Origin of the sequence: Streptomyces sp. WAC07094 (assembly GCF_036320405.1) — a bacterium.
Lineage (GTDB): Bacteria > Actinomycetota > Actinomycetes > Streptomycetales > Streptomycetaceae > Streptomyces > Streptomyces lannensis.
The window spans coordinates 147,859-168,145 of sequence record NZ_JAVMJZ010000003.1 but is presented as its reverse complement, the minus strand read 5'-3'; the positions used below and the strand labels follow the sequence as shown (position 1 = coordinate 168,145).

The 20,287-nt window shown below is 69.0% G+C and carries 12 protein-coding genes; 9 read left to right on the top strand and 3 right to left on the bottom strand.

Translation table 11 applies throughout. The features are described from left to right. Positions 1-177: 177 nt before the first annotated feature. Positions 178-987 (top strand): RNA polymerase sigma factor SigF, encoded by an 810-nt coding sequence (locus RCR19_RS40175; protein ID WP_331270332.1) that lies wholly within the window; start codon positions 178-180, stop codon positions 985-987. 276 nt (positions 988-1,263) lie between these two features. Here the strand turns inward: RCR19_RS40175 and RCR19_RS40170 are convergent, their stop codons facing one another. The 3 genes from RCR19_RS40170 to RCR19_RS40160 all read right to left on the bottom strand — a co-directional run bounded on the left by RCR19_RS40170 (position 1,264) and on the right by RCR19_RS40160 (position 3,277). Next, entirely contained in the window at positions 1,264-1,641 is a 378-nt protein-coding gene (locus tag RCR19_RS40170; protein WP_331270041.1) for a toxin Doc, read from the bottom strand. Between the two features lie 4 nt (positions 1,642-1,645). Beyond that, positions 1,646-1,897 (bottom strand): hypothetical protein, encoded by a 252-nt coding sequence (locus RCR19_RS40165; protein ID WP_331270040.1) that lies wholly within the window; start codon positions 1,895-1,897, stop codon positions 1,646-1,648. Positions 1,898-2,866: 969 nt separating this feature from the next. Continuing rightward, complete coding sequence (locus RCR19_RS40160; RefSeq protein WP_331270039.1) at positions 2,867-3,277, bottom strand: VOC family protein; 411 nt, start codon at positions 3,275-3,277, stop codon at positions 2,867-2,869. Between the two features lie 549 nt (positions 3,278-3,826). Here RCR19_RS40160 and RCR19_RS40155 point away from each other — a divergent pair. From RCR19_RS40155 to RCR19_RS40120, 8 genes are all read left to right on the top strand, one after another. Beyond that, positions 3,827-4,033: an MbtH family protein gene (locus RCR19_RS40155; RefSeq protein WP_286328989.1), complete on the top strand. Its 207-nt coding sequence runs from the start codon at positions 3,827-3,829 to the stop codon at positions 4,031-4,033. A 64-nt stretch (positions 4,034-4,097) separates the two neighbouring features. Next, the gene (locus RCR19_RS40150; protein ID WP_331270038.1) at positions 4,098-5,156 is read left to right on the top strand and encodes a MupA/Atu3671 family FMN-dependent luciferase-like monooxygenase; all 1,059 of its coding nucleotides are present in this window, start codon (positions 4,098-4,100) and stop codon (positions 5,154-5,156) included. Next, the gene (locus RCR19_RS40145) at positions 5,153-8,431 is read left to right on the top strand and encodes an amino acid adenylation domain-containing protein (protein ID WP_331270037.1); all 3,279 of its coding nucleotides are present in this window, start codon (positions 5,153-5,155) and stop codon (positions 8,429-8,431) included. Before RCR19_RS40150 ends, RCR19_RS40145 begins: the two co-directional genes overlap by 4 nt. Positions 8,432-8,490: 59 nt before the next feature. Further along, a complete protein-coding gene (locus RCR19_RS40140; RefSeq protein ID WP_331270036.1) occupies positions 8,491-11,718 on the top strand; it encodes an amino acid adenylation domain-containing protein in 3,228 nt (1,075 codons plus the stop codon). Next, entirely contained in the window at positions 11,718-13,451 is a 1,734-nt protein-coding gene (locus RCR19_RS40135) for a beta-ketoacyl synthase N-terminal-like domain-containing protein (protein WP_331270035.1), read from the top strand. The genes RCR19_RS40140 and RCR19_RS40135 overlap by 1 nt, the downstream gene beginning before the upstream one ends. Positions 13,452-13,759: 308 nt before the next feature. After that, on the top strand, positions 13,760-15,574 hold the full coding sequence (locus RCR19_RS40130; protein WP_331270034.1) for a hypothetical protein: 1,815 nt from the start codon (positions 13,760-13,762) through the stop codon (positions 15,572-15,574). A gap of 583 nt (positions 15,575-16,157) precedes the next feature. Further along, a complete protein-coding gene (locus RCR19_RS40125; protein ID WP_331270033.1) occupies positions 16,158-17,573 on the top strand; it encodes a cation:proton antiporter in 1,416 nt (471 codons plus the stop codon). A gap of 273 nt (positions 17,574-17,846) precedes the next feature. Beyond that, positions 17,847-20,204: a LuxR C-terminal-related transcriptional regulator gene (locus RCR19_RS40120; protein ID WP_331270032.1), complete on the top strand. Its 2,358-nt coding sequence runs from the start codon at positions 17,847-17,849 to the stop codon at positions 20,202-20,204. The last annotated feature ends 83 nt before the right edge of the window (positions 20,205-20,287 follow it).

The following is a 20,287-nucleotide window of genomic DNA, read 5'->3' as shown; positions in this document are numbered from 1 at the left end:
TGCGGTCGCCGTGGGAAGCAGGAAAAAGTTTTCAGGAATAACCGGTCGGACGTCGGGTACGCGCCTGCTTGCCGGAGGACAAGGCCGGCGGGATGGGAACCGAACGACCGGGAGGGGCGCGTCGTGGCGACGACGACCGTGCAGACAGTCGAGACGACCGTGCAGGCAGTCGAGCAGATGGTGGAGGTGCCGCAGATCGCGGACCCGTCCAAGGTCGCACCCAGGGACGCCCGGGAGTTGTCGAGGCTGTTCTTCGAGCAGTTGGCGGTGCTGGAGGAGGGGACACCTCAGTACAGCTATGCCCGCAACACTCTGATCGAGATGAACATATCCTTGGTCCGTTTTGCGGCCGGGCGGTTCCGCAGTCGGGGGCCGGAGGAGATGGAGGACATCGTCCAGGTCGGCACGATCGGGCTGATCAAGGCGATCGATCGGTTCGAGCTGTCCCGTGAGGTCGAGTTCACCTCGTTCGCGGTCCCGTACATCGTGGGGGAGATCAAGCGGTTCTTCCGCGACACGTCCTGGGCCGTGCATGTGCCCCGCCGACTGCAGGAAGCCCGCGTGCAACTGGCGCGCGCGAAGGAGGAACTGCACAGCCGGCTGGGCCGAACCCCCACCACGAGGGAACTGTCCGAGCTGATGAGCCTGCCCGAGGACGAGGTCGTCGAGGCCCAGCTGGCCTCCAACGGCTACGCCTCCGCCTCCCTGGACGCGGCGATCGGCAACAGCGAGGACGGGGAGTCCGCGTTGGCCGACTTCATCGGTGACGAGGACGCGGCCCTGGAACTGGTCGAGGACTTCCACGCCCTCGCGCCGATGATCGCCGCACTCGGCGAACGCGACCGCCGGATCATCCACTGGCGGTTCGTCGAAGAGCTCACCCAGGCCGAGATCGGCGAACGCCTGGGCGTCTCCCAGATGCACGTCTCCCGCCTGATCACCCGCCTGCTGGCCCGACTCCGCGAAGGCATGCTCACCACCCAGTGACCGGGCGGGGCAAGCCGCCGGCGTGTCAGCGGTGCCCCGGCCAGTGGCCTCGCCCCAGGCAGGCAAAGCTCCTTTGGGGATGCCCCCCATTGTGCGTTCCCGGCCCGACCGGGCAGGAGACTGCACGGTGGGGTTCGGGCCAGACGCCGCTGGCCTGCGCCGTGCCGTTCACGCATGCCGTGCCGCAGGCGCCCGCGCCCGAGTCCTCCGCGTGCGCAACAGAAAGGGCAGGGTGGACACGGCCTGTGATGCGGCCTTGCGACCGGAGGTGGGCCGTCAGGTGCGCCAGCTGCGGATCATGTCGGCTGCGCCGAACACGTCGGCCTTGCCGGCCATGAGGTCCTTGCAGAGTTCCACGAGGTCACCGTAGGGGGAATGGAAGCCCTCGCCGCTGGCGTACATGTAGGCGATCGTCACGGCGCACGCGTAACGGACGTTGAGTGAGGGCAGTGGCCGTAGCAACAGCAGTGTGTGCAACAACGCGGCCGCCCGCCAGGACGCATCCGGCTCAACCCCGAGGCGGGGAGGCTCGACACGGTGCCGTGCCACGGCTGCGACGAGTGCTGAGAAGTCGCTGATGTGCGGCTGCTCGGGAAGGGCGGCTTCGTGCTGTTGCAGAAGCCAGCGCACATCGATGTGAATGGCAGGTGGCATGGGTTCAGGCGGCCCTGCCTGTCGTGCCGGGCGCCTGGCCGTCATCGATGCCTGCGGCAGCGATGGCGTCGGCCAGAGCGTTATCGCGGAAGACGCTCTGGAAGACTTCTGCACCTTCTCGCAGGGCCCGATGATGATGGATCGCGTCGGCGGTGGATTGCCTGACGAACTGCTTCATCGGCACGCCGAGCTCCCGCGCGATCGCCCTGAGGTCTTCGAGCTCCGCCTCGGAATATTCCACGTTGAGTGCTGCCATGGCCAGCAGGATACCGCCGAGGTACCCAAACCTCAATCATCCCAGGTCAGGGAGGTATGTTTGGGTACCTTGGGCGGAGGTGGAGGGTCTGCTGCGCATCAGCGACACGCTTCACGCGGCCGGTCCCGGCACTCTCTTGACGAGCGCATCACCCGCACCCGCACGCCGAACGCGGACCGGCATACCGACGACCTCGCCGTGCTGTGCCTGGACCGGATCGCGGGCACGGCCTGTCCCATGGCGGGCCCGGCGCACCGCATCCTGGGTACAGGTCGCAGCGCCGCTGGGGCGCATAGCCGTATCGGAGCTCGGTGCGATCAGTAGATGTCCGGTTCGTCGGACTCCTCGAGCAGCCGGGCCGCGAGGTCACCGGTCCACTGCACGGCCCAGGCGCGCAGAGCGGACGGCTTCGTCGTCAAGGCCGTAGGCGACGAAGGCTTCGTCGTCGGTCCGTTCTCGGCGCCTGCCGTCTGGTGTGCGGGCCGGCGCCGGAAGTGAGCGAGGGCGGGGGCATGTTCAGCTCGTACCAGGGGCCGCAGTTGTAGGGCTGATCTCGTTACAGGGCCTGTGGACAGGCACTCCACAGGTGGCGGATGGGCTGCCGTCGTGCGTAAGAGGTGGATCAGCTGGGCTGCGAGCGGGCCGTTCTTGGCGGCATGGGCCGCAGCCACGCTTCTGGTCTGGCTCACCAGCAGGCTTACCGACGAGGCGCCTTTGAATGGGATCAGTTCGGCTTGCTTCGGGCTGGTCGTCCTCGTCGGAGGCGATCTCGCAGACCGATCCCGAAAGCGCCGACGGGGTCGCAGAGCCAGATCCATCGCCGACGCGAAGGTCCGGAGCCGCGACACACGCGCCTGAGTGCATGGAGTTCCCGTCCGGCTCAGACGTTCGTCCACAGCGTGTCCGGGGTGGATGGTGGGGGCCGGGCGCCGCCTGGGCGCCCGGCCGGCGATGGGTGGTGCGCCGTTGTCAGCCTTGTGGTTGGGTGATGTTGACCATCCAGGTGATGCCGTAGCGGTCCGTACACATACCGAAGACGTCGCCCCACATCTGCTTGTCGAGGGGGACGGCGACGGTGGCGCCGTCGGACAGCTTCTCCCAGTAGCTGCGCAGCTCCGCGTCGTCGTCGCCGCTCAGGCTCACCGAGTAGGCGTTACCCGGCTTGTGCTCGCCGGCCGGGGTGTCGGCGCCCATGAGGGTGTAGTTGCTGGGGGTCTCGAGCATGCCGTGCATGATCTTGTCGGTCATGGAGGTGTCGGGCTGGCCGGCTTCACCGTAGGTGTTGAGCACCAGGGTGCCGCCGAAGACCTCCTTGTAGAACTGAAGGGCCTGCCGGGCGTCGCCGGCGAACATCAGGTACGGGTTGAGGCGTGAGGCCATGATTCCTCCCGGATGAGGGGGATGCGGTCGGTTGCGCCGCACAATAGCCGCGGCCACTGACAACAGCCCCCCCGGCGGGACGGTCGTACTGGTGTGCCCTCCGGCCGATGGCTGGCGTCGGCACCGAGAGAGGTGCTGCGACACTTCCGGTCATGACCGCACTCGAGCTCGGTGAAGGGGATCTTCCCCGGGAGATCGAGCGTCTGGCTCACCGTGGACAGTGGCGGTCCTGTTCGGCAACGCCTTGAGTCGCTCCTCGGACGGCGAGCCGACGCCAACAGCAGGCCGAGGTCCTGGCCATCGGAGCGGTCGACGGCCGGCGTCTCCCGGTTGGTGGCGCTCAGTCCGGCTTCTTACCGACAACCACGGCTTCCCGTCCCGGGGCCGGATCACTGCAGCTCTCGAATACCGACACATCACCAGTGCGGCCGCGCGCGCCGCTCATGCCGCCGACGCCTGCCGGACGGTGCGTGAAAAGCGCGACACCGACCGCCGTAACTGTGGTCATCGCCGATGTGCGCCGGGTTCCGGCTCAGGACAATCGTGGCCATGAACCCCTTCGATGACCCTGACGGCGAATTCCTCGTGCTGGTCAACCACGAGGGACAGCACTCGCTCTGGCCCCACTTCATCGACGTGCCCGACGGCTGGGACGTGGTCCATGGACGCGACAGCCGTTCCGCGTGCCTGGCCTACATCGAGGAGAACTGGACCGACATGAGGCCCAAGAGTCTGATCGAGGCGATGGGCGGTTAGCCACCCGCAGCGGTCAGGTGGCCGGCCCGCGGTGAGGCAACTCCGCAGCGAGTGAGGGAAGACCGTGGAGTGCAGCATCATGTTCTTCGGCGCGGACCCGGTGGCGCAGGAGACCGAACACGCGACCAAGTACGAGGACATCGTGGCCGTCACCCGCGCGGCCGAGGAACTCGGGTTCGCCGCCGTATGGACGCCGGAGCGGCACTTCCAGCAGGTCGGTCAGGTCTTTCCCAACCCGGCTCTCCTCAGCGCCGCCCTCGCCATGGTCACCGAGCGGATCGCGCTGCGGGGCGGCAGCGTGGTGCTCCCGCTGCACCACCCCCTGCGGGTCGTGGAGGACTGGTCGGTGGTCGACAACCTGTCCCACGGGCGTGCCGGATTCTCGGTCGCCACCGGATGGCACTCCGCCGACTTCGTCCTCGCCCCCGATCACTACGACGACCGCCGTGAGCGCGCGCTGCGGGACATCCCGCTGCTCCGCCGTCTGTGGAGCGGCGAGAGCGGGGAGTTCGCCGACGGCACCGGCCGCATGGTCGCCGTACGGCCCCAGCCCGTTCCCGTGCAGGCGGAGCTTCCGCTCTGGCTCAGCGCCTCCGGCTCCCTCGCCACGTGGGAGACGGCCGGGCGGCTGCGGACAGGGGTGCTTGGTGCCACCGTCGGACAGAACAGGCCGGACCTCGTCGAGCGGATCGCCCGCTACCGGGCCGCCTACCGCACCGCGGAGTCCCCGTCCGCGGAGGGGCCACACGGCGACCACGGCACCGTGACGCTCATGGCCCACACCTACGTGGGCACCGACGACGCCGAGGCGCGGCACACGGCCGAGGCTCCGCTCAAGGCCTATCTCTCGTCCCACATGCGGCAGATGCAGAGCAACAGGGACGAGGGAGCACCCACCCCGCTCGACGAACGGCAGGTCGACCAGCTCACCGACTTCGCCTTCCACCGCTACCTCTCCTGGGGCAGCCTGATCGGCTCGCCGGACACCTGCGCGGCCAGACTGTCCGAACTGCGAGACCTCGGCTGCGACGAAGTCGCCTGCTTCGTGGATTTCGGACTCGGTCAGGACCGTGTCCTCGCCGGCCTGCACAGACTCGCCGCCCTACGGAAGGACCTGGCATGACCACACCCGTGTCCTCTTCGGTGCTCGACCGGTTCTCGGCCCTGGACGCAGAACAGCGGATCCGGCTCATGCGCCGGCTGGTGGAGGCCGGCCGGGTGGACCAGGTGCCGGCCGTGGTCCCGCTCCGTGACGGCGACGGACCGGTGCCGCTCAGCCCCGCACAGGAAGACCTCTGGGTCTTCGAGATGCTGCATCCCCGTACCGCGGCACTCCATCTCTGCATCGCCTACCACTTCGACGCACCGGTCGAACCGGAACAGCTCTCCGCCGCCCTCACCATGGTGCAGGACAACAACGACGTCCTGCGGGTCCGCGTCTCGGGCGACACCACGGATCCGGGCAGCCTGCGGATGGACTTCCCGCCCACGGGTCCCTTCCCGCTGGAACGACTGGACCTGCGCGCCTGCGGCCGGACCCAGGAAGAGGTCTTCACCTCCTTCCGCGACCGTACCTTCGACATCGCGGGCGGAGAACGCCTCATCCGGGGCCTGTTCGTCACCGTCGACGACGAGCGTGCCGTTCTGCTGCTCTCCCTGCACCACATGATCACCGACTGGTGGTCGTTCGACGTCCTGCACACCCAGTTCGCCGACGCCTACCGAGCGGTGACGGCGGGCGGCGCCCCGCTGCGGCGCTCGGCGGTCCAGTACGCCGACTTCGCCTCGTGGCAGCGCGAGTTGAAGGCGGCCGGTGTCCTCGACGCGCGGCTCGGCTTCTGGGAGAGCTACCTGGCCGACCCACCCGCACCCCTGCTCGTCCCCGGAGCCCGCGCCGCGACTGAGGAGTTCGGGATCGCCCAAGTCCCCTTCGCCATGGACGCCGAGACGGCGCGAGCGGTACGGCAGTTGGCCCACAGCCGCGGCACGACCGTGTACACGGTCCTGATGGCGGTGGTCGCCGCGTTCACCGCCCGCCTCACCGGCGCCTCCGACCTGGTGCTGGGCACCCCCGTCGCCAACCGGTCGGCCAAAGGGGTGCAACAGGTCATCGGCTATGTCATGAATCTCGCGCCCACTCGCTGGCGGGTGGGCCCGGCCGACAGCCTGGCCACCCTGATCGACCGCTTCGCCGGCGAACTCCCCGATCTGCTGGCCCACGCCGTCGTACCCGTCGGCAGCATCGTGGAGCGCACCTCGCCCGCACGCACCGCCGGCAAGTCCCCTCTGTTCCGCTGGCTGTTCATCTACACCCCGCAGCAGGAGAGTGCGCGGCGGCTGCGCGAGTTCACCCTGCCTGAACGCGTGCACACCGGTGGTGAACACGATCTGGTCGCCATCGTCCAGGACTCCGACGACGGTTTCCGCGGCTTCTTCGAAGTGCGTACCGACGTCTACGACCCGGCGGATGTCCGGCATTGGGCGGACGGGTTCACCGCACTGCTGCCCACGTTGGTCAGCCAGCCGGAGACACCGGTCGCGTCGTACGACCTGCTGACGGCGGGCCGACGACAGCACCTGCTGAGCGGAGTCGGAGACGGCGCGGAGTGCGCGAGCCTGCCGGAACTGCTGCGTCGACAGGCCGAGCGAACTCCCGACGCACCGGCGCTCGACTCCGACGGCGAGACGCTGACCTACGCCCAACTCACCGACCGAGTCGCACACTTGGCCGGTGCGCTCGTGGCGCGAGGCGCGGGTCCCGGCACGACCGTCGCCGTGGCGTTCGGCCGTGGAGCCGCGGCCGCCACCGCCGCGCTCGCCGTCCAGCACACGGGCGCGGCCCATCTGCCGCTCGATCCGGCCGGACCGGTGCATCGCCTGCGCCACATGCTCGACGACGCGCATCCGGTGCTCCTGGTGACCGAGCCCGACGCGCCGACGCCCTACGCTCCCACCGGACTGCCCGTGCTGGAACTGGACGAGAGCGCCTTCGCCGCCGCGCCGGCACCGCCGCGCGTCCCGGCGCCACAGCAGGCGGCGTACCTGCTCTACACCTCCGGCACCACCGGTCGTCCCAAGGGCGTCGTCGTCCCGCACGCGGGCCTCGCGGGCCTCGCAGGGCACCTCGCCGGGCTGTACCGCCTCGCGCCGGGCAGCCGCGTGCTCCAGATCGCCTCACCGGCCTTCGACATGTCCGTCGCCGAGACCGCGATGGTCTTCCGCTCCGGCGCCACCCTGGTCGCGGCGCCACCCGGTCCATGGGCCGGAGAGGAACTGGGCAGGCTCATCGGGGAGAAGCGGATCACCGATGTGTTCGTGCCCCCTGCCCTGTTCGAGGGCGTGTCTCCCGACCAGTGCCCCGATCTGCGCACCGTCGGCCTCAGCGGCGAGGCGTGCGGCGCCGCCCTGGTCTCCCGATGGCTCGCCGCCGGGCGTACGGTCCTCAATCTGTACGGCCCCACGGAGACCACCGTCATCGCGACGGACACCCGCCTCACCGACGAAGACGCGCTGCCGTCGATCGGCGGACCGTTTCCCGGAACACGCGCGTACGTCCTGGATCCCGTGCTGCGCGCGCTGCCCGTCGGCGTGCAGGGCGAGCTGTACGTGGCGGGGGACGGACTGGCCCGGGGCTACCAGGGCAAACCGGCCCTGACCGCCGAACGCTTCCTGGCGGATCCGTACGGCGGACCCGGCACCCGCATGTACCGCACCGGCGACCTGGCCCGTGTCCGGCCCGACGGCGGTCTGGACTTCCTGGGCCGCGCCGACGACCAGCTGAAACTGAACGGCCTGCGCGTCGAACCCGGCGAGATCGAGGCGGTGCTCTCGGAACATCCCCTGCTCCGCCATGCGGTGGTGGTGCTCCGGGAGGACACCCCCGGTGAGCGCCGACTGGTCGCGTACGTCGTCCCCCGTCCCGGTCACCGGGTGGACCCCAAGGAACTGCGCGCACATGCGGCATCGCGTCTCCTGCCGGGGATGGTGCCGGTCACCTACGTCGAGCTGGCCACGCTGCCGCTGACCTGGAACGGCAAGATCGACAGGGGAGCGCTGCCCGTTCCGACGGCCGGCCCCGCCCGCCCGGACGCCGGTCCTCCGACACCGCGAGAGGCCGTGCTGAGAGACCTGTTCGCGCGGCTGGTGAAGCGTAAACAGGTATCCGTCGACGACGACTTCTTCGAGTCCGGGGGCGACAGCGTGATGGCGATCCGACTCGTCGGCCTGGGCCGTGAGGCGGGCCTGCTGTTCACACCCGTGGACGTCTTCGAGGCCCGCACCCCGGCCGCCCTCGCGAGCCTGGCCCGGCCGGTGGGCGCCGACGAGGAGGCCACGACGGGGCACGTGCCCGGACGACTGCCCCTCACACGCGTCCGGAGGACGACACCGCCGGCGTAGACACCACCTTCGACACCGCCGACAACCCGTTCAGGTCGCCACCCTTCCGGGAGTTGGACATGACCCAAGAGTTCCCCGTCTCACCGGCTCAGGAAGGGCTGATGGCGACGGCCCGCTCCGGCCTGTACTCCGGCCGGGCCAACGTACCCGTCGCCTTCGCCGTGCGCGGTCCGTTCGAGACCGAGGCGTTCCGCCGCGCCGTTCACACGGTCGTCGGCCGCCACGAGGCGCTGCGCACGGTCGTCGGCCCGTCGGACGCCGGTCCGGTGCAACGGGTCGTGCCGGCCGACGCCGTGCACGCCGACGTCGTGGAGCACCACGTGTCCGTCGGCGAGGTGCACGACCGGATGCTCACCGAGGCGGCACGCCCTTTCGACCCCGCATCAGGCCCGCTGCTGCGCGCGATCGTGTACCGCGTGGCGGACGGCAGCACCCAGGTCCTCCTCGTCGCCCACCAACTCGTGTGCGACGGACGGTCTTGGCAGCTGCTCCTGGGCGAACTCTCCGCGGCCTACACCGCATTCGGTGCCGGTGCGCCGTGGGAACCGGCCGAACCGGCGGTTCACTACGGCGACTTCGCGCTCTGGGACCGCGAGTGGCGTGACTCGGGCGGCTACACCGAGGCCGTGGCGTTCTGGACGGACGAGCTGCGCGGAGCCGAACCGGCTGTCCGGCTACCCACCGACCGGACGCCACCGACACGCCGTACCGCCGACGGAGGCACGGCGGCCATCGTCCTGAACTCTGCTCTGTGCAAACGACTTGACGAAGTTTCATATCGACACCGCTGCACGCCGTTCATGACGCTGTTCGCCGCGTTCAGCGCATTCCTCGGCCGTCTCTGCGCGACGGACGATCTGATCGTGGGAGTACCCTCAGCCGGGCGCGAACGAAGTGAACTCCAAGACATCGTGGGCCCGTTCACCACTCTGCTCGCCGTTCGTGCGGACCTGACGGGCTCTCCGACCTTCGCCGACCTGATGCGGCGGACCCGGACCCGCATGCTCGCGGGACAGTCTCACAGGGACGCACCCTACGTCGACGTGGTCGACGCCTCGGCTCCCGGCAGGACCGCTCAGAAGCCCTTCGTCCACGTGGCCTTCGCCTACGAGGAAGCCCCGCCGACCTTCGAGATCGCGGGCGCCGACGTACGCCGGATTCCCCTGCCCGCGCCCACGGCAGGTTTCGATCTGGCGATGACCGCCGAACGGACGGGCGAGGAGGTGACGGCGCACTTCTCGTACTCGGCCGACCTGCTGGACGCGGCCACCGTACGGCGGTGGAGCACCGACTTTCGCGCCCTGCTGGAGCGCCTGCTCGACGCCCCGGACACACCCTTGGCGGCCGAGCGCGTCGTGAGCGCCGACGAACAGGAACTGCTCCTGGAGGCCGCGAACCGAACCGCCGAGGCGATAGACGGCCCGGCGGTCACGGAACTGGTCGCCGCGCGAACCGCGGAACGGCCCGATGCAGTGGCCGTCACCGACCGGACGACGACCCTCACCTACCGGCAACTCCTCGACCGCGCCGACGGACTGGCGTCACGCCTTCGGTCGCTCGGGGTCGGTCCCGAAGTGACCGTGGGCCTGCTACTGCCCCGGTCCGCCGAGATGTGCACGGCCGCACTCGCGGTGCTCCGAGCGGGCGGCGCGTACGTTCCCCTGGACCCCGGCAATCCACCGTCCAGGCTCGCCCACATGGCCGAGAACTCGGCGATGCGCGTGGTGCTCGCTGCCCCCGAGACCGAGTACCTCGCCGCCGAACTGGGCGTACCGGTCCTGCGGACCGACACATTAGGCCCCACGGCCTCCTTCGAGCCCACGCCTCCGGCACCCTCCCAACTCGCCTACGTCATCTACACCTCAGGTTCCACCGGCACGCCCAAGGGCATCGCGGTCGAGCACCGCGCTCTGACGAACCTCGCCCAGTCGGTGCGCGGGGACTTCGGGATCGGCGCCGACGACCGGGTGCTGCAGTACATGAACTTCGGCTTCGACCCGGCTGTCTCTGACCTCTTCTTCACCTGGACGGCCGGCGCAGAACTGCACATCGCGACAGCCGACGAACGGCTCGGCGAGGACCTGCTGGAGCGGCTGCGGCGGTCCCGCATCACCTACGTCGTACTGCCACCGACCGCGGCCCTCTCGGTACCCGGCCCCGGCGACCGACTGCCCCGGCTGCGCACCCTCGCGGTGGGCGGGGAGCCGTGCCCCGCCGAACTGGTCTCCCGCTGGGCCGCCCCAGGGCGGAGGGTCCTCAATGTGTACGGTCCGACGGAGACGACGGTGTACTCCACCACGGCCGCACTGGTACCGGGTGAACCCGTCGTCCTCGGACGGCCGGTGGGCGGCGCGTCGGTCGTCGTACTGGACGACCGGCTTCGACCGGCGCCACGAGGGGCGACCGGCGAGATCCATATCGCCGGCGCCAACCTGACCCGTGGGTATGTCAACGGGCCGGCCATGACGGCGGAACGCTTCGTCGCGAATCCGTACGGCCCGCCGGGATCGCGCATGTACCGCACCGGGGACCTGGGCAGATACGGCCCCGACGGGGAGCTGTACTACCTCGGGCGCGTCGACGCCCAAGTGAAGGTGCGCGGCTTCCGTGTCGAACTCGCCGAGATCGAGAGCGCGTTGGCGACCCACCCCGAGGTGGTGATGGCGGCCGTCGCGGCCGTCGGCGGTCCCGACGACCGTCGGCTGGTCGCCCACGTCGTCCGAACCGCCGGCTCCCACCCCCGAGTCGGCGAACTGCGCTCCCATCTCGCGGAGCGACTGCCCGGCTACATGGTGCCGGAGCACTTCGTGTACACCGACGCCCTGCCGTTCAACCGCTCCGGGAAGATCGACCGGGCGAGACTGCCCGACCCCTCGGTCGCCCGGCTCACACACGACGAACCCGCTGCCCGGCCGGTCACCGCCACCGAGCACCGGCTGGCCGGGGTGTGGTCCCGGGTGCTGGGACACGACCGGATCGGGACGCACGACAACTTCTTCGACCTCGGCGGCAACTCGCTCAGGACACTGGCCGTGCTGAGCGCCCTGCGGGCGGAACCGGCCGACGGCGACACCGAGGGCCTGGCCCTCGTGGACCTGTTCAGGTTTCCGACGGTCGCCGCACTCGCCGCCCACCTGGACGGACTGGCCGGACGGTCCGGGACCGGCCCGCCGAACGACGACGCGGACTCCGTCGCCGAGGCGCGACAGCGCGGCCTGCGCCGTCGTGCCCGGACCGCCGGGCTGCGCGACGCCCGATCGCCCGACGAACCGAAAGGCAGCGTGTGATGACCCAGTACTCCGTGGAGGGCGCCGTCGCCGTCATCGGTCTCAGTGGACGGTTCCCGGGCGCTCCCGATCTCGACCGGTACTGGGAGAACCTGCGGGACGGCGTGTGCTCCTTGCGCGATTTCACAGCGGACGAGCTGCTGGCGGCGGGAGTGCCGCAGGAGGAGGTCCGGCGCGCGGAGTACGTACCCACCAAGGGCTGGCTCGCCGATGCCGACCGCTTCGACCATGCCCTCTTCCGCTTCAGCCGGACGGACGCCGCCGTACTGGATCCGCAGCACCGGCTGTTGCTGCAGACCGCGTGGTCCGCTCTGCTGGACGCGGGTCTCGACCCGTACGCACCACCGGCCCGGACCGGTGTGTTCGCCGGCGGCAGCATCACCGAGCACATGTTCGCGGCCCGCTCGGCGCACCAAGCCGGCGATCCTGTCGGGGACTTGCAGACGCGCATCCTCACCGATCGGGAGTTCCTGGCCCCCTGGATCTCGTACCGGCTGGGTCTGGACGGTCCCAGCATCGGGGTGCAGACCGCCTGTTCCACCTCGCTCACCGCCGTTCACCTGGCGGTGCAGGCCCTGATGCTGGGGGAGTGCGACACCGCGTTGGCGGGCGGGGTGGCCGTGGACGCCGTGGAGCCGCGCGGCTACCACTGTCAGAAGGGCGGCATCTACGCGGCGGACGGGCGTTGCCGACCGTTCGACGAAGGGGCCTCGGGCACCGTTCCCGGCAATGGCGTCGGGCTCGTCGTGCTGCGCCGGTTGGAGGACGCCCTGGCGGACGGAGACCCGGTCCGTGCCGTGATCCGTGCCTCGGCCGTGACCAACGACGGCGCGGGCAAGGTCGGTTTCACGGCGCCCGGGGTGCAGGGCCAGACGAGGGCCATCACCGAAGCGTGGGCCGCGGCGGGCCTGGAACCGGCGCAGGCGCAGTACCTGGAGGCGCACGGCACGGGCACCGAACTGGGCGACCAGGTGGAGATCGCCGCAGCCGCGGCGGCGTTCCACGCGGCCGAAAGAGGTGGGATCGCGTTGGGCTCCGTGAAGGCGAACATCGGACACCTGGACGCGGCGGCGGGCATCGCGCAGTTGGCCAAGACGGTTCTCATGCTGGAGAACCGGCTGCTCGTGCCGAGCCCCGGCGTGACCCGTCCTCACCCGGATCTGGCGCGCTCTCCGTTCCGTCTGGTGCTGCGGACATCCGAATGGCAGGTCCCCGCGGACGGCGTACCACTGCGCGCAGGCGTGACCTCGCTGGGGATCGGCGGTACGAACGTCCACGTGGTCCTGGAAGAGGCCCCACCGCCCCACCGCGCCACCAGGCCCCGGACGGCCCATGTCTTCACCGGCGAAGCCATGGGCGCGCTGAGACTGCCGGGACGGACAGCGGACGCGGCGGACGGGACGGGCAACGACGGGGCGCAGGACGGCGAGAGGCAGGGGCAGGAGAAGGACGTTTCGCTGGAGCACGCCCTGTCCGCTCTGGTCATCGACACGCTCGGTCTCAGCGGTCCCGAGGCACTCCATCAGTCGTACATCCTCGCCGGCGGCGACTCCCTGCACGCGGTGGATCTGCTGATACGGATGGGCGACCGGTTCGGCATCGACGTCCCGATCACCCGGTTCCTGGAGGACGTCCCGCTGAGCGAGTTGCTGCGACGGATCGCGGCGGACGCCGAGGCGGACCCGCTCGGTGACCTGATCGACGAGGTGGAGAGGGGTACGCCGCCTCGTTGACACCACCGAGAGGCAATCGCGTGCTGCGCTAAGCTCGCCCAAACGATCATGCGGTTCCCGTCGGAGCGTGGCCTCCCCCGCTCGGTCAGTGGTTTCTGCTTCACCCTCGGAGGTAACAGGTGATTCACCATGCAGATGCCCGCAACGGCGTTTTTGTGGGGAGAATAGCGGAACAGGACTTTCTCCTGAAGTGTGCGACCCGGAACAGTGACGACTTAACCGTTGTCTATCTGCACGGGATGGGCGGCATTGGGAAGTCCACTCTTCTCCGGAAGCTGGCAGGTGATGCCATGGTTCGACGGGGAAAGGTGACGGAGATCGACCTTGCGATAGAGATGTTCGATTTCTCCGATTTTCAGGCGGAGGTCCTGGAGGCACTGGCCGTCGAGGACGCCATCCTTCTCATAGACAGTTTCGATCGCGCGCAGCAATGGGAGAGCTGGCTGCGCTTCGTGCTCCGGCCGGCGAGACTCGGCAACGCCTTGGTGGTTGTCGCGAGCCGCGTGCCGCCGGACGTGAACTGGCGGACCGATCCGGAACTCAGCGGCACGCTCAAGGTCATCGAACTCAAGGAGATGGCCGACGGTGAAGCCCGTACCCTGATCAAGGAGAACGGCTTTCATCACGCCGAGATCCGCGGGCTGCTCGATCTCGCCTCCGGTCACCCGCTCGCCCTGGTGCTCGCAGCGGAGATGACCCGGCGGAGGAAATTCGGCAGCGGTCCCGTGAAGCCGGACGCCGCCTTCAATGGTGCCGTGCTCGACAAGGTTGTAGGAGATCTTCCTTCGCGCCTCCACCGGCAGGCACTCGAAGTATGCGCCATTGCTGAAAGCGCCAACGAAGAACTGCTGTGTTATGTGATCGACGGTGAAGTCGACGAGGTGTTCTCCTGGCTGCGCAGGCTTCCCTATGTGGAGGCGGGTGAAAAGGGTATTCGTGTGCACAGCCTCATCCGAGAGGTCGTGTCCGAGGACCTGAGGTGGCGGGACCCCGACAGATTCACCTTGTTGCACCAGAAGATCCACAGCTATCTGTTGATGAAGGTCAGAGCAGCGGACGATCCGGGCGCCATGGATGCGGCCAGAAACCTCGTCCATTCGTGCCGTGAGACGAGAACCAGGGCAAGTGCCCCTGTCTGTCAGGAGGCGAGCCGGTTCCTGGAGACCGATTACGAACCCGAGGATCGTGACAGAATAGTTGGACTTGTGGCGCAACGTGAAGGGCCGGAATCGGCCGCTGCGGTTGCCTACTGGCTCGATCGGCAGCCGTCGGACTTCCACGTCTACCGAGCGGTCGACAGTGGCGAACTGGTCGCCTTTTACGGGTTGCTGCACCTGGAGGAATCCGATCCGGACGCCGTGGCGAATGATCCCGTCGTCGCCGCGATATATGACTATGTCGACAGGCGTGGCGGAATGCGAGACGACGGCCAGATCCTCGTTTCCCGTTTCCAGGTCGATCTGGGATCCCGTGTCGCTCCGCCCGGAGTGGTGGACACGATGCAGGTCCGCACGATCGTCGAGTGGATCCGCTCCGAGCGGATGATCTGGTCGTTCATAGCGATTCGGAACCCGCGGGTCTGGTCGCGGCGGATAGCGTCGATCGGGCATCCGTTGATCGAGGAATTCCCGAATCTGGACGGCGCACCACTCGCGATCCATGGGCATGACTGGACCGAAGAACCTCTCGGAGACTGGGCCGATCGCAGCATCTTCGGAAAATTGAGTGGCAAATCGTCGCGGGGCGACCAAGGGGGACGGCGGAGCGCCGGGATGTCACGGGCCGACTTCCGTGCGGCGGTCCGAGACGCGCTGAAGAACCTGGAACGTGAGGACAGTCTGGAGAGAAATCAACTGTGCACCGCACAGGTCGCAGCGAGCGGGGCCGAGCTGAAGAGGATCTTGAGTGAGGCGGTGACGACACTTTCCAGGAACCCGAGAAACCGCAAGCATTTCGACGCCCTGTATGCCACATATTTCGTCGACACACCCAACCAGGAAGCCTCCGCCGCGCGGCTCGGATTGCCTTTCAGTACCTACAGAAGACACCTGACCAAAGGAATCGAGGAAGTGTCGGACTGGCTGTGGCACGACCGGCTCTCATCGGGCGGTGCGGCGAGATGAAGGGGCTCGCCGGCACCGCGCGTCCCTGGGTACCACGCCGCCAGGGCGATGAGGCGGCAGGGCGCGACGCGCGCTCTGCCGACTCGGCTGGAGATGCCTGGTCCTGTCCTGATGTGCGGGGTGTGCACACCCGTGGACCGCGACCTCAACTGACCACCGGTGATGAGCACTCATTGAACAGAGACTGATCAGGGAATGGGCTGGTGATCGCGGGCGAACGTCCATATGTTGAAAACGCCACTACGCGAGCGGAGCAGGTTCAGCGAGAGGAGCAGCCCCGATGTACGCGATCGGCTGGGGCCGGAACTGCAGGGCTCGTCAGGCGGAGGCGCAGGCGCAGCGGCAGCCCGCAGAGCGCTCCGTTGGGCCGTTCGCGCGGCTGCTGCCCACCTGAACAACCATCGACCTGCCAACGGGCCACAGGTCCCGGGGCGCATCCCTCCCGGTCTCACTCTCGGCCCTGCTCCGGCCTGAGCCCGGCCCGTGGCGAAGCCACAAGGCAGTGTCTGGATCGACCTCCCCCACATTCCGGTGCCGCAGAGCGGTGTGCCGGATGGCCGACCCTGAATCAGAGGTGGATGTGGTGCAACGCGCACATGAGACGGACACGGCGCTGTCGACGTCAACCGGCTCCGAACGGTGGCCAGTTGGGCGTCGAACGATCGGCTACGGACTGCTGGTCGCCGTGCCCCTGCTGGTCGGCGTCCTTCTCCTCGTCCAGGGCGTCGGTGGGCGACATCCCGCCACCGACAGCGCCCTGACGTTGGACAACCACGGTGCGGCCGCACTCCTGCTCGCCATCGCGGTGGTCGTGGGAGCGGCACACCTGGCGGGACGGCTCGCCGTGGTGCTGGGCCAGCCACAGGTGATCGGCGAGATCGTCATGGGAGTGGCTCTCGGCCCGACGCTCCTGGAGCGCCTGGTGCCCGGCACCGTCGAGTGGCTCTTCCCGCCGAATGTCATCGGCGGCATCAACGCCCTGGCTCAACTCGGTCTGATCTTCTTCATGTTCAGCACCGGACAGGAGGCGGTACGCAGCAACCGGGACCAGACGGGCCGTGAGGGGGTGCTCATCGCCCTCACCTCGCTCCTGGTGCCGTTCGTGGCCGGCCTGGCCGTCGGGCTCCCGCTGACCGCCCGCTTCGCGGGCACCGCGGGCGACAGCCTGACCTTCCCGTTGTTCCTCGGCTGCGCCCTCAGCATCACCGCTTTCCCCGTGCTGGCCCGCATCCTCATGGACCTGCGCATGGAGGGCGGGCGCGTCGGACGGCTCAGCCTCTTCGCCGCGGCCTTCGGAGACGCCCTGTGCTGGGTGCTGCTGACCGTCATCCTGCTGCTGGCGCAGGGACACGGCATGGTCAGCCTCTGGCGGTCCCTGCTGCTCAGCACCGGGGTGGCGGTCGTCATTCTGTGGCCCATACGGCTGTTGCTGGCCAAGGTGTTGCGCCGGCACGTGCGGCCGGGAACCCTGCTGGTCCTCACCATCGCGGTCGTCGGCATCGCAGCCTCCTCGGGCATCACCGCGCTCCTCGGCATCCACCAGTTGATCGGCGCCTTCCTGTTCGGCCTCGCCTGGCCGCCGGACCTGCCGTCCGAGTCGAACGTGAATCGCCCCCTCGGTGTCATGTCCCGACTTCTGCTGCCCTGCTTCTTCGTCGGGTTCGGTCTCTCCGTGGACCTCGGCGACCTGCCCCTCTCCTGGGGAACGCTCGGCACCCTGCTTCTGCTGCTGGCCGTCGCGGTGGTCACGAAGGTGCTCGGTGTCACCCTGGCCGGCCTGTTGTCCGGGATGGACCGCCGGGACTCGGCGACGCTCGGTCTCCTGATGAACGCGCGCGGGCTGACGGAACTGGTCGTCCTGGGCATCGGACATGACTCCGGACTCGTCAACGACCAGATGTTCGGCATCCTCACGATCGTCACTCTGGTCACCACCCTGATGACCGGCCCGGGAGTGCGCCGGCTCGGCGCCGCGCCGGTCCACGATCCGACCGGCTGATCCGGTGACGGCGACTGGATCGCGTCCTGGCGGCACCGTGGTCCAAGGAGTTTGTTCTGCCGCTGGTCATACGGGGTGCCAATGGTGGACGGATTGACGCTGAAGGCTGCGGTGAGCAGGGCGAAGTCACGGTACGGGCACACCGCGTCCGGATCATGCGAGGCCGTCCAAGCGCGGAGAAGTGCGAAAGGCAGGTACATGGTGTCGTCACATACTGTAGTCGTATGCGAGATGTGTGAAATGCCCATTCGGTGTGCGCCTTCGTCCGACGGAGTGACCCCTCGTTCCCGCTACTGCTCGAATGCCTGCCGTCAGCGCTCCTACCGGCGTCGGCAGCGGGTCACTCACGACGCGGTGCCGATCGGCTCGCCGCTGATGCACCTGAGCAGCTTCGTGGGCCGCACCGACGAGATGATCGAAGCCGGGCGCCTGCTGCAGAACGCACGCGTGCTGACGCTCACGGGACCGGGCGGAGTCGGGAAGACCCGTATGGCACTGGAACTCGCGAGCCGGGCGCAACGCGCCAGACGGTGTGCGTCGGCCATGGTCACACTCGAACAGGTGACGGACGTGGCGGAACTGCGGCGGCACCTGGCCGAGGCGGTGGGCGGGGCGGGCGTCACCGGCGGCAGCACGGGTGCCCAACAGTACGACGCCGAGCGCCTGTTGGTCCTGGACGGATGCGAGCACCTGCTCGACGACTGCGGCGACCAGCTCAGCAGACTGCTCCCGGCCCGACCTCATCTGCGGGTCCTGGTGACCAGCCGTGAGCCCCTGCGGCTGCCGGGCGAAACGGTCTTCTCGCTGGGCGGACTGACGATGCCCCGGCCGGACAGGGGCACCCCCCTCACCGAATGCCTGCGCTCGCATGCCGTCCTGCTCTTCCTGGACCGGGCGCGCACCATCGCCTCGGACTTCCAGCTCACCCAGGACAACGCGCCGTTCATAGGTGAGATATGCCGACGGCTCGAAGGCCTGCCACTGGCGATCGAGATGGCGGCCAGGCTGGTCCGGGTGTTTCCGCTCGCCGAGGTCGTCGAACGGCTCGACGACGTCCTGGGGTTGCTCACCAGCGGGTGGCGTCTGGCGGACAGCCGTCACCAGAGTCTGCGCGCCTCGCTCCAATGGAGCTATGACCTGCTGAGCCAGGAGGAGCGGCTGTTGTACCGGCGTCTGTCGGTGCTGCCCGGAGGATTCGGGGCCGGTGCCGCGGCGGCGGTCTTCCGCCCGAGCCGGGACAGCGCGGCCGAGACGGCGGAACTCCTCATCGCCCTGGAGGCGAAGTCGCTCATCATGCCTTGCGCCGGGCAGGGGGGCGCCGCCTGGTTCCGGATGCTGGAGCCCGTACGCCGGCACGGGCACGAACAGCTCGCGGCCGAGGGGGAGGAGGCGGAGACGTACGGCCTACTGCTCTCCTGGCTCACGGGGTTATGTGCTCCGCTCCACGAGAAGACCTACGTGCCGCCGGCGACACTGCGCCGCATCGCGACGGAAGGCGAGAACATCGCCCACCTGCTGGGGCGACTGCACCACGACGACGATCGCCACGCCCTGCTGGCCGGCGCGCTGGCCACAGCGGTGTTGTCCGAGCAGGACGGTGCCTATTCATCGTTTGATGTCATAGACCTGATTACGGACGCCGTGGGCCGTACATCCGATTCCTCCCTCTACCGCGGCATCGTGCTGGAGGGCGCCGCCATGGGGGCAGCGGGGCAAGGTGACTTCGTCACGGCTCTCCACCACGTCACCCAGGCGATCGAACGGGAACGGAGCCTGGCCAACGACCCCTTGCTGTGCAGACTGTTGCTCCTGCGCGGAACCTTCTATGAACTCGTCGACGAGGTCGACAGCGCGTCAGAGGATCTCCAGGAAGCCCTCGGCCTCGCCCGCCGCCCCGAAGACATCGTTGTCGTGGCGCAGTGCCGGAGCGGACTGGCCCGTGCGGATCTCAGGGAGGGCGCGCTCGGTGACGCCGAGCGGGGGTTGGGTGAGGCATTGCCCGTCCTGCGCGCCGCCAGGTCGCCGCGGGTGCTGCGCCCCGCGCTGATCACCGCCGGCATGCTCGCGCTGGAGAAGGGAGACCTGTCCGTCGCGGAGGGGTTCTTCACCGAGGTCATGGAGGAGAGCGCCGACCAGTCCCGGGAATTCGCGGGCGCGCTGGAAGGGCTCGCCCTGGTGGCTGCACGCACCTCCCATCACGAGGTGGGGCTCCGGCTGATCGGCGCGGTCACGGAGATCGGGCAGGAACGCCTGTGGGGCGGAGCGTGGTGGCGCACCCGGGTGCAGGCGGCCTACGCGGACGCCCTCCAGGCGCTGCCGGCCGGCCGTGCGGCGGCCGCTCTCCGCGCGGGCAAGGAGTCCAGGCGGAACCCGATCGTGGAGATCACCGTGGACCCGCGCAGGCAGGGTACGTCCGCTCCGTCCGCCGCCGACCTCCTGCTGAGCGCGAGGGAGCGGGAAGTGGTCGCGCTCGTCATGGATGGCCTGACCAATCGTCAGATCGCGGCGCGGCTGCATGTGTCGGTACGGACCGTGGAGACGCACATCCGCAACATCCGTACCAGCCACGGGCTTCGGTCTCGTGCCCACATCGCCGCGTGGGCCGCGGAGCGCGGGATGAACATGGAGTAGTGCCGCGAGCGGCGCGGAGGACGGAGTTGCCCGGGGCGGCCTCGGGGGCCCAGCGGTCTCTCCTCGGGGAGGCCCCTGCCTCC